The organism is Citricoccus sp. CH26A (assembly GCF_000224415.1).
Lineage (GTDB): Bacteria > Actinomycetota > Actinomycetes > Actinomycetales > Micrococcaceae > Citricoccus.
Genome location: NZ_AFXQ01000029.1, coordinates 1 through 13,615 on the forward strand (window position 1 = coordinate 1; position 13,615 = coordinate 13,615).

9 protein-coding genes are annotated in these 13,615 nt (G+C 73.4%); 4 read left to right on the top strand and 5 right to left on the bottom strand.

The features are described 5' to 3' along the window. Nucleotides 1–938, bottom strand: a 938-nt coding sequence (locus CITRI_RS17840) for an ATP-dependent helicase (RefSeq protein WP_237709072.1), incomplete at its 3' end; no start/stop codon positions are given. Next, nucleotides 935–1,945 (bottom strand): NAD(+) diphosphatase, encoded by a 1,011-nt coding sequence (gene nudC / locus CITRI_RS0113645; RefSeq protein ID WP_010145452.1) that lies wholly within the window; start codon nucleotides 1,943–1,945, stop codon nucleotides 935–937. The genes nudC and CITRI_RS17840, both read right to left, overlap by 4 nt. Nucleotides 1,946–2,138: 193 nt before the next feature. On the opposite strand from nudC, the gene CITRI_RS17845 reads away from it, so the two are divergent. Further along, nucleotides 2,139–3,530 (top strand): phosphotransferase, encoded by a 1,392-nt coding sequence (locus CITRI_RS17845; RefSeq protein ID WP_237709073.1) that lies wholly within the window; start codon nucleotides 2,139–2,141, stop codon nucleotides 3,528–3,530. Nucleotides 3,531–3,624: 94 nt separating this feature from the next. Here CITRI_RS17845 and CITRI_RS0113655 read toward each other — a convergent pair whose 3' ends face one another. Genes CITRI_RS0113655 through CITRI_RS17855 form a run of 3 tightly spaced genes read right to left on the bottom strand, consistent with a single transcriptional unit; the run spans nucleotide 3,625 to nucleotide 10,826 of the window. After that, nucleotides 3,625–7,062: an ATP-dependent DNA helicase gene (locus CITRI_RS0113655; RefSeq protein ID WP_304412052.1), complete on the bottom strand. Its 3,438-nt coding sequence runs from the start codon at nucleotides 7,060–7,062 to the stop codon at nucleotides 3,625–3,627. Further along, nucleotides 7,059–10,397: an ATP-dependent DNA helicase gene (locus CITRI_RS17850; RefSeq protein ID WP_010145455.1), complete on the bottom strand. Its 3,339-nt coding sequence runs from the start codon at nucleotides 10,395–10,397 to the stop codon at nucleotides 7,059–7,061. The genes CITRI_RS0113655 and CITRI_RS17850 overlap by 4 nt, the downstream gene beginning before the upstream one ends. Nucleotides 10,398–10,427: 30 nt before the next feature. After that, the gene (locus CITRI_RS17855) at nucleotides 10,428–10,826 is read right to left on the bottom strand and encodes an MGMT family protein (protein ID WP_010145456.1); all 399 of its coding nucleotides are present in this window, start codon (nucleotides 10,824–10,826) and stop codon (nucleotides 10,428–10,430) included. A gap of 80 nt (nucleotides 10,827–10,906) precedes the next feature. On the opposite strand from CITRI_RS17855, the gene CITRI_RS0113670 reads away from it, so the two are divergent. The 3 genes from CITRI_RS0113670 to CITRI_RS0113680 all read left to right on the top strand — a co-directional run bounded on the left by CITRI_RS0113670 (nucleotide 10,907) and on the right by CITRI_RS0113680 (nucleotide 13,595). Beyond that, entirely contained in the window at nucleotides 10,907–11,629 is a 723-nt protein-coding gene (locus tag CITRI_RS0113670; RefSeq protein WP_010145458.1) for a 3'-5' exonuclease, read from the top strand. 242 nt (nucleotides 11,630–11,871) lie between these two features. Continuing rightward, nucleotides 11,872–12,921, top strand: coding sequence for a methionine ABC transporter ATP-binding protein (locus CITRI_RS0113675; RefSeq protein WP_010145459.1), 1,050 nt, complete (start codon nucleotides 11,872–11,874; stop codon nucleotides 12,919–12,921). After that, nucleotides 12,918–13,595, top strand: coding sequence for a methionine ABC transporter permease (locus CITRI_RS0113680; protein WP_010145460.1), 678 nt, complete (start codon nucleotides 12,918–12,920; stop codon nucleotides 13,593–13,595). The genes CITRI_RS0113675 and CITRI_RS0113680 overlap by 4 nt, the downstream gene beginning before the upstream one ends. The last annotated feature ends 20 nt before the right edge of the window (nucleotides 13,596–13,615 follow it).

The window sequence follows — 13,615 nt, forward strand, 5'->3', positions numbered from 1 at the left end:
AGCAACCGGTTGGCCAGGTCCACGATCTGGGGGGTGGAGCGGTAGTCCCGGACCAGCTTCACGACGGTCGCCTCCGGGTACTGGGCCCGGAAGTCCAGCAGGAACCGGGAGGTCGCCCCGGTGAAGGAGTAGATGGTCTGCGAGGCGTCCCCGACGACGCACAGCTCCTGCCTGCCGCCCAGCCAGAGGTCCAGCAGCCGGTGCTGCAGCGGGGAGACGTCCTGGTACTCGTCCACGATGAACACCCGGTACTGGTCCCGGACCTGGGCCGCGATCTTCGGCTCGGTCTCCAGGATGCCGACCATCAGCAGCAGCACGTCCTCGAAGTCGATGAGGTTGCGGTCGGACTTCACGTCCTCGTAGCCCTGGTAGAGACGGGCCACCCCGTTCACGTCCCACCCGGCGGGCATCTCCCGTCCCGCCGCGGCGGCGGCGTAGCCGTCCGGGGTGTGCATGGACACCTTCGCCCACTCGATCTCCCCGGCCAGGTCCCGCAGGGCGGCACGGTCCGTGGTGGTCCGCAGGCGCCGGGCCGCCTCGGCGAGCAGGTTGACCTTGTACTCGACCAGTTCCGGCACCGTCCCGCCCACGACCTGGGGCCAGAAGTACTGCAGTTGGCGCAACGCCGCGGAGTGGAAGGTACGGGCCTGCACCCCGTGCGTGCCGAGGTCCCTCAGCCGGGTGCGCATCTCGGCGGCGGCCCGGGCGGTGAAGGTGACCGCCAGGGTGCGGTGCGGATCGAAGACGCCGGTCTGGACCCCGTAGGCGATCCGGTGGGTGACGGCGCGGGTCTTGCCGGTGCCGGCCCCGGCCAGGATGCACAGGGGCCCGTTCAGGGTGGTGACGGCCTGGCGCTGCTCGGCATCCAGGCCCGCCAGGATGTCGCGGGGTTCCTCGGGGTGTTCGGTCACGGTTCTCCGGTAGGTGCTCTCGGTCAATTCTGCAAGGTGCGGGGTTCGGGCAGGTCCCCGCCGAACCAGTGCTCGATCAGTGCCCGGGAGATGGACGTGGCCCCCGGGATGGTGATGTCCCCGGCGGCCACCTGGTCCCGGAGCTGCTCCCGCGTGAACCATCGCACCTCGGCGAGCTCCTCGCCGTCGGCCGCGGCGGCATCGGGCTCGTCCGTGACGGCCGAGAAGCCGAGCATGAGCGACTGCGGGAAGGGCCAGGGCTGGGAGCCCAGGTATTGCGGTGAGTGCACGACGAGCTGGGACTCCTCGTGGATCTCCCGCACCACGGCGGCCTCGAGGGCCTCCCCCGGTTCCACGAAGCCGGCCAGGGTGGAGAACCTGCCCGGCCCCCACGCGGTGTTGTTGCCGAGCAGGATCCGGTCGTCCCGGTCCGTGATGGCCACGATGATCGCCGGGTCGGTGCGCGGGAAGTGCTCGGAGCCGTCGGCGGGACAGACCCGGACCCAGCCGGACTGGGCCAGGGTGGTCGGCGTCCCGCAGCGGGGGCAGTGCGTGTGGGTGGCGTGCCAGTTGGCGATGGCCTGGGCCTCGACGAACACCCCGGCGTCCCGGTCGGTCAGGGCGGCGGCCACGTCCCGCAGCCCGACCCAGTTCACGTCCTCCGGACGGTCCACCGGCACGCCGCCGGCCTCGGGACCCGCCAGCCGCGGGTGCTCGTCCGCGGTCAGCAGGATCAGTTCGGCGCGCACGGCACCGGTCCCTCCCGTGGCCGGGTCCGGGCTCACGAGGGCGGCCGCGGACCGGCCGAGGTAGACGGCACTCTCCGGCAGGTCCCCCTCCGGACGGGCCAGCACGAGCTGGCCGCCCAGGACGGGAGCGCGCCTGCCACTGAGCCACAGCACCCTGGCCTCCGGACGGGTCCAGGCCTCCTGCAGCCACCCCTCGTGGGCGCGCACCTCGCAACCGCGGTCCACGTCCTCCCGGGCCAGGGGCAGCCGGCCCAGGGCAGGCAGGGTCTCATCCGGAATTCGCATGCCTCCACGGTACCGTCCGGCGGGGACGGTCCAGGGGCCGCCCGGCCGGCTGTGGACGATCCCACACGGTGGCGGCGGACGGGACCCGCCCGGTGCACGCCGCACCTCGAGGCGTCATTCGGGCGACTCGCCGCCCGCACGAGCCGCGCACGGGCGGCGGGAAAGTACGGTTGGGTACGTGAACCGTACGCCCATGGAACTTGCTGCCTTGGCCAGCGCCGCGATACCGGACCTGGCTCCGACCGGCGTGGTCGGCTCGCCGGACGATCCCCGCGACTTCTCCGCCGCCGTCGTGCTCGACCGGCAGGGGAACCGGTGGCGGGTGCGTTCCCCCCGCCATGAGGAGGCCGCCATGCGGCTGGAGACCGAGCTCCAGGTCCTCTCCGGGTTCACTCCCGCCGTCCGCGCCGCACTGCCCTTCCGCGCCCCCTCCGTGGCCGGTGCCGTCCGGATCGACGGGCTGCGCACCTTCGTCTACCACGACATGCCCGGCCGCGAGCTGGAGATCGAGGAGCTGGCGGGGCTGGGACCCCGCGGCATCGACGACATCGGCCGGGTCATCGCCGCCGTGCACGCCCTGCCAGCCGAGGTGGTGGAGAACGCCGACCTGCCGGTGTACACCGCCGACCAGTTCCGCCAGCGCCGGCTCAACGAGCTGGACCAGGCCGCCACGACCGGACGGATCCCCGCCGTGCTGCTGCGCCGCTGGGAGAACGCGCTCGAGGAGATGGAACTCTGGGACTTCACCCCGGTCGTGGCCCACGGGGACCTGCACGAGGACAACCTGCTGGTGGACCACGGACGCGTGGTGTCCGTGACCGGTTGGACCGACCTGCACATCGGGGACCCGGCCGACGACTTCTCCTGGCTGGCCTCCTCCGGTGACCAGCAGTTCACCGACGCCGTCGTGAGCTCCTACTGGCAGCACCGCACGGGCGGGTCCGTGGCGGACGAGCACCTGATGCGCCGCGCCGCGCTGGCCGCCGAGTTCGCGCTCGCCCAGTGGCTCGTCCGGGGCGTCGCCAACGACGACGAGGACATGGCGGCCGAGGCCGAGGCCATGCTCCTGGAGCTGCGGGACGACGTGGAGGACCACGGTGGCCAGGAGATCAGCCTGGCCCGGCCCGGCCCGCGCCCGGTGACGACGCCGGCCGCGGCCGCCGCAGCGGCGGCCGCGGACACGGCATCCGACGTGGGCGCGAGCGCGCCGGCGTCCCCGGTCGCAGAGGGGACGGGCTCGCACGCAGCCGGATCTCCTGCGCCGGAGGCGCGGGACGTGGACGACGAGGACCACATGGACGGCGAGGACGATGAGGACGACGCCGTCATCACCGACCACGACCCGGTGGACACCCCCGAGACAGGATCCGGGGACGAGGACGGCGCAGCCGAGCACGCGCCCGAGGCGGGGTCCGAGGACGAGGACGGCACCACCGAGCAGGCGCCCGACGAGGCCGTGGACCAGCCCGGAGGTGGCACCCGGTCCTCGGGATCGCACCGCGCCGAGGAACCGCCCACGACCGCCCTGGACCTCGACGAGGTCCGGCAGCTGCGGATCGAGCGGGACACCGGCTCGCCCTCCTGAACCGGCTCGCCCTCCTGAACCGGCCCGCCCTCCTGAACCGGCCCGTCCTCCTGGACCGGCCCGGCGCGGCCGGGGCCGGTCAGCTCCCGGCCGGTCAGCCTCCGGCCGGCCGGATGGCGTCTGCCAGGATCCGCTCGAGGTCCTCCTCGCCGGCGAGGTCGTGCATCGACTTCTCGACGCCGTGGGCCACGTAGACGAAGCTCGCGCTGATGTTCTGCAGGGGGATGCCGTGCAGGCGTGACCAGGCGAGCCGGTAGACGGCCAGCTGCAGGGACTTGACCTCGAGGTCCCGGCCGCGCGGCACCGCACCGGTCTTCCAGTCCACGAGTTCCCAGCGGGCCTGGGGGTCGTCGAAGGCATCGCTGGTACCACCCTCCCGGAAGACGGCATCGATCCGTCCACGCAGGGTCACGCCCCCGACCGTGGTCTCCACGGGGGGCTCCACGACGACGGGCACCCGGTCCGCCCAGCGGCTGGCCAGGAAGCTCTGCTTCATCGGCTCCAGGTCCAGGGCATCCTCCACCCAATGATCCGCCGAGTCCTCCGCATCCTCGAAGTCGAGCATCCCGGTGCTGCCGAAGTGGTCCTCCACCCAGCTGTGGAACGCCGTCCCGCGGCGTGCGGCGTGCGCCGGCGGCCGGGGCATGGGCCGCCGCAGCTGACGGGCCAGGGCCTCGGGATCGCCGGCCATCTCCACGAAGGTCGAGGCACTGATGTGGCTGGGCAGCTCCACGGCGGCCCCGCGGTGGTTCACCGGCGCGGCCCGGTCCAGAACCCACTGCGCCTGGCGCGCCAGGTCGGTCGCTCCCCCGTCCACCACCACCAGCGGGTCCGCCCGCCGCACCCAGTCCGCCGCCGCCTCCAGGGCGGCCCGGCGGGGCCGGGCCCGGGGCGGCAGGAGGCTGGCCCGGTCCTCGTCATCGGGCGCCTCCGGGTCCATGACCCGCACCACCGGCCCGTCCAGCGGGTCGAACGGCCACCACGCCGTGAGCTTCCGCCCGGCGAACGGGTTGGTCTCCCCCGCCTCCTCCGGTGCCGCCCACGTCCCGCGCGCGACCTCCGGCGTGCCGGCCCGCTCGGCCAGTTCGGCCAGGAACACCGACGGTTCCGCCGGGGTCTTGTTCGACCCGCGCCAGTGACTGCCGCTCACCAGCAGCAGGGTCCGGGCGCGGGTGAAGGCCACGTAGGCCAGCCGGCGTTCCTCCTGCAGGTGGTGGGCGGCGGCCAGGTCCCGGTAGGAATCCGGGTAGGCCTCCTGGTGCTTGAGCCACCAGCCGGCCGCGTGGCCGGCCCAGTCCTGTTGCGTGGCCCAGTCCCTGGACCAGTGCGGCAGGCTCTCCCGGTCACCGCGCAGGTCCCACGGCAGGTGCCCGCTGCCGTGCGCGGTCCACGTGTCGAAGGTCGTGCCGGGGAACTGGCCGTCCACCATGCCCGGCACGGCCACGACGTCCCACTCCAGTCCCTTGGACGCGTGTGCGGTCAGCAGCTGGACGGCATCGTGGCGGGGTTCGACCCCGATGATCCCCAGCCCGTTCTCCCGTTCCTCGGCCGCCTCCAGCCAGGCCAGGAAGGCGGTGAGGTCCGTGCTGGACCCCTCCTCCGCGCCGTGGGAGAAGTCCCGTGCCGCGTCCAGGAAGGCATCCAGGTGCCGGCGTGCGGCCACACCCGTGACGCCCGGGCGGGCGAGCACCTCGATGTCCAGGCCCAGGGTCTTCTCCACCAGCCGGATCAGGGCCGGCAGCTCGAGGCCGGTCTGTCCCGACAGCGCCCTCAGCTCGGCCGCCAGCCGTTCCAGCCGGCGTCGGCCCTCGGCACTGAACGCCCGGCCGGACCCGGAGGTCCAGCCCGGTTCGGGCAGCCAGTCCAGCGCCTCCACGAGGGAGGCGGCCTCGGACTCCTCCTCCGGCGAGGTGTCCTGGTTCGCCGCGTCCTCGTCCCCGGCGGACTCGGCCCCGGGGTCCGGCTCGGTGCGCCGCCGGTTCCGGGCCAGGGCCGAGGCCCGTTCCTGCAGCACCATGAGGTCGGCGGTGCCGATGCGCCAGCGGGGCCCGGCCAGGATCCGCATCAGGTGGTCGGAACGGCGCGGATCCGAGATCACCTGCAGCACGGCGATGACGTCCGCGACCTCGGGGATCGACAGCAGCCCGGACAGGCCCAGCACCTCGTAGGGCACCCCCGCGGTGTCCAGGGCCTCCATGAGCGGTTCGAACTGCCGGCGGGTGCGGCACAGCACGGCGCGCGTCCGCCGGTCGGCCACCGGCAGGTCCTCGTCCGCGGCGTCCTTGAGGGCCTCCACGACGGCCGCCGCCTCCTGCTCGGAGTCCGGCAGCCAGGACACTCGGACCTCACCGTCCCCGGCGACCGGTGACGGGGCGAGCGGCCTCACCTCGATCCCGTTCACCGGTTCGCTGCGCAGCGGGCCGGCCACCGTGTTGGCAGCGGCCAGGACGTTGAGCGAATTGCGCCACGCCGTGGTCAGGTAGCTGACCGGAGCGGGCCGGGCGCCACCCCGGGGATCCGGCACGGGGAACTGGCCGGGGAAGGCGAACAGCTGCCCCGCGGAGGCCCCCCGGAAGCCGTAGATGGACTGGTTGGGATCGCCCACGGCCGTGACCGGGTGGCCGGTGCGGCCGTACAGTCCACGGAACAGTTCCAGCTGGGCGTGGGAGGTGTCCTGGAACTCGTCCAGCAGCACCACCCGGTAGCGCGAGCGCTCGATCTCCCCCACGGCCTCGACCTCGCTCGCGATGCGTGCCGCGTACCGCACCAGGTCCCCGTAGTCCATGACCCCGGCCTCGTCCTTCGCGGCCCGGTAGTCCGCCACCAGGTGGGACATCACCCGGCGCAGGCGCAGCATGCCGAGGAGGGAGGCGACCTTGGCGTGGCTGCCCTCGACCTGCTTCTCGCTGTAGGGCAGGGCCGCCCCGGCGTCGTGGATCCGGGTGAGGAACTCCTCCACGGCCTCCGGCTCCACCAGGTGCTCGGCGCAGTCCGCCGCCAGCTTGATGACGCCCCGCACGATGGTGGAGGACGCCACGTCGGCGAAGCCCAGGTCTCCCTCGTAGGCACGGACCAGCCGGGCGACCATCTGGTAGGACTGGGCCTCGCCGATCATCCCGGTGTCCGGTTCCAGCCCGATCCGCATGCCGTGGTCGCGCACCAGCGTGTGGGCGTAGGAGTGGTAGGTGGAGACGCTGGCCCGGGCGGGCGCCTCCTCGGCCCCCTCGATCTCGATGCCGGTCTCGGACAGCAGGTCGAGCTTGCGGTTGATCCGATGGGCCAGCTCGCCGGCGGCCTTGCGCGTGAACGTCACCCCGAGCACCTGGTCCGGGGCCACGAGGCCGTTGGCGACCAGCCACACCACGCGGTCCGACATGGTGGCCGTCTTGCCCGAGCCAGCACCGGCCACCACGAGCCGCGGTTCGAGCGGAGAGCTGATCACCACGGACTGCTCCGGGGTCGGGGCGTACTGGCCCAGCCGCTCGGCGAGGTCCTCGGGCGTGTACTGCACCACGATGGCCTCCTGGGTCATCGGTGCCATTCGGTGGCCTGCCTTCCGTCGCTGTGGATGGGGCACACGGCGGGCAGCGCACACCCGGGGTCGTCCGGCCCGCCGTGGACCGCGAGGAACTCCGGGCCGACCATGCTGGCCGCTGCCGTGAAGACCTCGTCGAGCGCCCACGGGTCGTCCGGGGCCAGCGCCGGCTGGTCCTGGACCTTGACCGACTTGTTCTTGGTGCGCAGTTGCACGAGCGCCGCCCCGCCCGGTTCCTGGGGCCGGTCGAAGTCCTGCCCGTCCACCGCCCCGGCGGCGATCGCCGCCTGGTAGACCCCGAGCTGGGGCAGCTGGAGCAGGTCGGCCTTGGAGGGTTCGTGCCGACCGGTCTTGAGGTCGATGACGACGGGACGGCCCTGGGCGTCCCGCTCCAGCCGGTCGATGCTGCCGTTGATGCGTACCCTCAGCCCCCCGCGCTCGAGTTCCTGGTGGAACCGGTGCTCCACGTCGACCAGCGACCGGCCGTCCTTGGCCATCTGGCGCAGGTAGGACACGAAGTACTCGAGCATCCGGCGGGCCTCGGCCGCGATGCGCTCGGACTCCCAGCCCGGTTCCAGGCCGAGGTCCGGCAGGCGCCGCTCCAGCTCCGCGGCCAGCGCCTCGGCCGGGCCGTCCGGGTGTGCCTCGGCGATGGCGTGGATGAGCGTGCCGATCGACTGCGCCTGCGTGCTGCCCGGCTGGGCACCGGCCTGGTACAGGAACCAGTTCAGCGGGGACTTCAGGGCGGTCTCCACCCTCGAGGGCGAGACGGGGATCTCGGTGGTGGTGACGTCCACGAGGGGTTCCTGCGTGGACAGCGGCAGCAGCCCCCACCAGTCGGCCGGATCCGCGCCCCGGATGCCCTGCGCGGCGAGCAGGGCCAGGGCAGAGGCCGCCTCGGCGAGCCCGGCCTCGAGTGGCTCCGGTGCCGTCGCACCGTCGTCGACCGGCTGGGCGGCGGCCTCCTCCAGCCGTCGCCGCAACCCGGCCACCAGGGCGGTGGCGGTGATGGGTGGCGGGACATCGGTCAGCGGACGGGTGGTCTCCACCTCACGCCACGGTGACAGGACGTCCAGGAAGTCACTGGGCTGGGCGTCCTCGGAGGCGACCGCCACGCCGATCACGGTCCGGCGGGCCCGCGACACCGCGGTGGAGAAACTGCGCAACTCGTCCTGGCGGACCTCGGCGGTGCGGGACCGCCGGTCGGCGATCGTGCCGCGCCCGGAGGCGATGTCCGCGAGGTCGCCGGCCCCGAGCAGTTGCCCGCGCAACCGGGTGTTCGGCCAGATGCCGTCCTGCAGCCCCGCGATGATGACGGCGTCCCATTCCTGCCCCGCGGCCGTGGCCGGGGTCAGCACGGAGACGGACCCCTCGTGCCGGGCGGTGGAGGCCAGGAAGTCCATCGGCAGGTCCTGGGCCTCCATGTAGTCGGCGAAGGACAGCGCCGAGGCCCCGGGGAACTGGTCCACGTAGCGCTCGGCGGCCTGGAAGAGCCCGACGACGGCGTCCAGGTCCCGGTCGGCACGCCGGGCGTCCGCTCCGGTCCCGGCCACCGCCTCCCGTTCCCAGCGGCCCGGGCGGTCGGAGGCCTCCCACAGGGCCCACAGGACGGTCTCCGCGGTGGCGGCGGGATCCTGTGCCGCCGTGCGTCCGGCGGCCACCATGCGGGCGATGCGCTGCAGTCCCGCTCCGGCGAGCCGGTAGTGGTCGAGGGAGCCGGGGTCCTCGAGGGCGTCCAGCATCAGCTCGGTGCTGGCGCGGGTGCCTCCCCGGGCGCGCTCGTCCCGGAGCAGTCGCTGGCGCAGCTGGCGCAGGTGCAGGGCGGTGGCCCCGCCGTAGCGGCCTCCGGCCAGCCACAGCGCGCGGTCGATGTCCGGGGCGGACTCGGGGCTGCCCGGCGCTGCGGACACCGTCCGGAGCAGGTACAGCAACGGCGTCACGGCCGGCTCGGTCTTGAGCACCGTGTCCGACAGGGAATGGTTCACGGGGATGCCCTCGGACTCCAGGAACCGACCCATCTCGGCCACCAGGGGGCCCGAGCGGGCCATGACCGCCAACCGGTCCAGGGCGATGCCCTCCCGGTGGTGCAGGTGCAGCAGCTGTTGCAGCACGAGGTGCTGCTCATGGGCCGGGGAGGCCACCAGGTGCACGGCGACGTCTCCCGCCGCGGCGTCCTCCCGGGGCGTCAGGTCCTGGCGGACCTCCAGCATCCCGGGCTGGGCGGGGATGCGCCGGGCCACCCGCTGCCAGGCGGTGAGCGCCTCCGGACCCATCCGGTGGCCCACGGTCAGCGCCAGGGTCAGGCCCTCGGGTGCACCGGTCGGGTCCACGGGCGGCCGGCGGCTCACCAGGCAGTCCGGGTAGTCGTGGACCAGGTCGGGCCGGGCGCCGCGGAAGCCCTGGACCACCGTGTCCGGGCTGGCGGTCGCCACCACGTCCTGTCCCCGTCCCAGCAGGCGGATGAGCCGGTGCACCGAGGGGGTGGCCTCCTGCAGGTCGTCGATGACCAGCACCGGCAGTCCGGCCCGCTCGGCGTCCAGCAGGTCCGGGTTCTCCTCGAGCAGCCTGCTGGCCGTGGTCAGGAGGCCGGCCGGGTCGAAGGCCTCGGCCATGCCCAGGTCGAGGCGGTCCCGGTAGTCCTGCAGGAGCACGGCCGCCGCGCTCCACTCCGGTCGCCGGTACTGCTCCCCCAGCTCCTCCAGGCGCCCCGGCTCCACGCCGTACTCGCTGGTGCGGTCGATCAGCTCACGGACCTCACGCCGGAAACCCCGGGTGGTGACCGCCTCGGACAGGTCCCCGGGCCAGTCCGGGCCGGAGCGGGCCTCGGAGGCGTAGCTCTCCAGGAGCTCGGCGATGACGGTGTCCTGCTCCGCGCCCGACAGCAGCCGCGGGGTGCGCTGGACGGTCGGCAGGTATCCGCCGACCCTGGCCCGCCGGATCAGGTCGAAGGCATAGGCCGCCCAGGTCCGTACCGGCGTGGCGGAGCGGGTCCCCCGCCCGCCCCGGTCCAGCCGGACGGACAGGGCGTCCCGCAGCCTCGCCGCGGACTGGCGGGTGGGGGCGAGCACCAGCAACGCCGCGGGGTCCAGGCCACCCTCGATCCGGCGCGCGGCATACTCCACGGCCACGGAGCTGCGTCCGGTGCCCGGCCCGCCGAGGACCAGGACGGGACCGTGCCCGGGCGCGAGGTCCAGCACCCGCTGCTGGTCCCGGTCCGGTACGAACGCCTCGGCGCGGACCGGCGCCGGACCGGTCAGGCGCAGGCCCTGGGTCGGTGCTCCGGACGACGTCGGTGCTCCGGAGGACGCGGCGGGAGGGGTTTCGGCAGGCATGGGTGTATTCAACCAGCCGTTCCGGACGGGTTAGGGACCCAGCCCGGCCCGCAACCGGGCCAGCAGGGCGAGCGCCGCCGTGTCCGGGACCCACCGCGCGGCCGCGAGGTCCACGCGCGGGCCGGCGCCGTCGTCGGGCCCGCCGGTGCCCTTCAGCGGGGTTCCCTCGGCGAGGTACCGCGGGGCGGCCCGGGCGGACAGCGACGCCGGCAGCGTCCCGTCCGCGCGCACGATCCGCCACCAAGGGGTGCCGTGAGGGGCCATGGACATCGCCCGGCCGGCCTGCCGCGGCCCACCGGCGCCCAGCAGCCCCGCCAGTCCCCCGTAGCTGATCGCCCGGCCGGGCGGGACCAGCCCGGCGGCCAGAACGAGCGCCTCGGACAGTTCGTAGGGCCCCTCGGGCCAGCCGGGACCGGCGGTGTGCTCCACAGGTGACATGGTGCCATCCGCACCGCACGGCGCCCGGCCCCCCGGTCCTGCGTGTCCGCCCCGGGCGGTACGGTGAGGGGGTGAGCGACGTCCCAGCCAACGCCCCCGCAGCCCAGCCCACGCCGTGGCACGAGCAGATCCGGGTCGGCTTCGACCTGGAGACCACGGGACGGGACCCGGAGACCGCCCTGGTGGTCACCGCCTCGTTGGTGGTGGTGGACCCGCACGGCAACCTGGCCGCGAACTACGAATGGCTCGTGGACCCGGGGGTGCCGATCCCCGCGGAGGCCGCGGCGGTGCACGGTGTCACCACCGAGCGCGCGCGGGCCGAGGGCCTGCCGGCCGACGTCGGCATCGTGGAGATCGCCGACACCCTGCGGGACTTCTTCGACGCCGGGATCCCGGTCATCGCCTTCAACGCCTGCTATGACTTCACCGTCATGGACCGGGAGCTGGCGCGCCGGGGGCTGGAACCGCTGCCGAACCGCTGGATCATCGACCCCTACGTGATCGACAAGCAGGTGGACCGGTACCGCCGCGGCAAGCGCACCCTCACGGACGTCTGCTCCCTCTACGAGGTGCAGTTGCTGGACGCGCACACCTCCGCGGCGGACTCCCTGGCCGCCGTCGGGGTGGCGGACTGCCTGGCCCGGAAGTACCCGCAGCTGCAGGTGCCGCTGGAGACCCTGCACGCCCAGCAGGCGGCGTGGAAGGCCGAGCAGTCCGCGAGCTTCCAGGACTACCTGCGCCGCAAGGACCCGGCCGCCGTGGTGAACGGCGACTGGCCGGTCATCGCCCGCTGAGGCACCCGGGTAGAATCCTCTTCACGGTCCCGCGTCGTCACGAAACGTCATTCTGGGCCCGGTCGTCGTGGTCTGGGCGCCCCGGGAACCGGGTATGTCACCGTGAGACGGGCAACCGGCCCATCACGCCTGCGCCCGGCGTGCATGCTTGATTGAATGGTGAGTCGCCGTCCACCGACGGCGACCCCGCGTTGCGGGCGCCGACCGTGCCGACAGCAACGATGCCAACCCGAAGGAACTGCATGATCTCGATCCGTGACCTGCGCAAGGTCTACCGGCAGGGTGAGCGTGAGGTGGTGGCCCTGGACGGGATCGACCTCACCGTGCCCACCGGTGCCGTGCACGGCATCATCGGCCATTCCGGTGCCGGCAAGTCCACGCTCGTGCGCTGCCTGACCCTGCTGGACCGCCCCACCTCCGGTTCCGTGTCGATCGACGGGTCCGACCTGTCCACCGCCGCCGACCGCGACCTGCTGCAAGCCCGGCGCCGGATCGGCATGGTGTTCCAGCACGCGAACCTGCTGGACTCGCGCACGGTCCTGGGCAACGTGGCCTACCCCCTGGAGGTCACCGGTCAGGACAAGGCCGGCCGCACCGCGCGCGCCCGCGAGCTGTTGGGCCTCGTCGGACTCGAGGACTACGAGTCCTCCTATCCCTCCCAGCTCTCCGGCGGCCAGCGCCAGCGGGTGGGCATCGCCCGCGCCCTGGCCTCCGACCCCCGCGTGCTGCTCTGCGACGAGCCGACCTCGGCACTGGACCCCGCGACCACGGACGGCATCCTGGAGCTGATCCGCGACCTGTCCGACCGGCTCGGGCTGACCGTGGTGGTCATCACCCACGAGATGCACGTGGTCAAGAAGATCTGCACCTCGGTCTCCCTGCTGGACCGGGGCCGGATCGTGGAGGGCGGTGCGCTGACGGAGGTGGCGTCCGACCTGGGTTCACGGCTGTCCGCCGCCCTGCTCCCGCTCCCCGAGGCCGCCCTCGACACCGCCGGGCCCCTCGTGGAGGTCCTCGGTCACGGACCGGCCGCCGACGTCCCGGTCAGCGCGGTCATCAAGGACCGCTTCGGCCACGGCGTGCGCGTCCTCGCCGGTTCGGTCGAGGACCTCGCCGGCGTGCGCTTCGCCCACCACCTGCTGGCCCTGCCGGACGGTGCGGACGACCGGACGGACGGAGCGGATGCCGTCGTGGCCTTCCTCGAGCAGAACGGATACCGGGCCGCCCAGCGGACCCGGACCCAGGTGGAGACCGCCCAGGGCACCGCCCAGGACCTCGGAGGTGCACAGTGAACCGGTTCCAGGAACTCCTGGCCAACCCCGCCCTGACCGAGGCCCTGCCCGAGGCGCTCGTCGAGACCCTCGTGATGGTCGGCATCGCCGGTGTCTTCACGTTGGTGATCGGCCTGGCCCTCGGCGTCATCCTGCACGTCACGGCGCCCGGTGGCCTGCGGCCGGTGTCCTGGCTGCACGTGCTGCTGTCCGCGGTCATCAACGTCACGCGCTCGATCCCGTACGCGATCCTGATGGTGGCGCTCATCCCGTTCACGGCCTGGCTCGTGGGGACCTCGATCGGGCCGATCGCCGCGTGCGTCTCGCTGACGATCGGCACGGCCCCGTTCTTCGCGCGGCTGGTGGAGACCTCGTTGCGCGAGGTGCCCTCCGGGACGGTGGACGCGGCCCGGGTGATGGGTTCCACCCGCGGCCAGATCGTGCGCAAGGTGCTGTTGCCCGAGGCGATGCCCGGGCTGGTCGCCTCCATCACCACCACGCTCGTCATGCTCGTGGGCTACTCCGCCATGGCCGGCCTGATCGGCGGTGGCGGCCTGGGCCGCCTGGCCTACAACTACGGCTACCAGCGCTTCGACACCGCGGTGATGATCGCGACGATCGTCATCATGGTGATCCTCGTCCAGCTCATCCAGTGGATCGGCGACCGGATCGTCCGCGCCGTGGACCATCGCTGACCCCCTCCCCTATCCCCGCA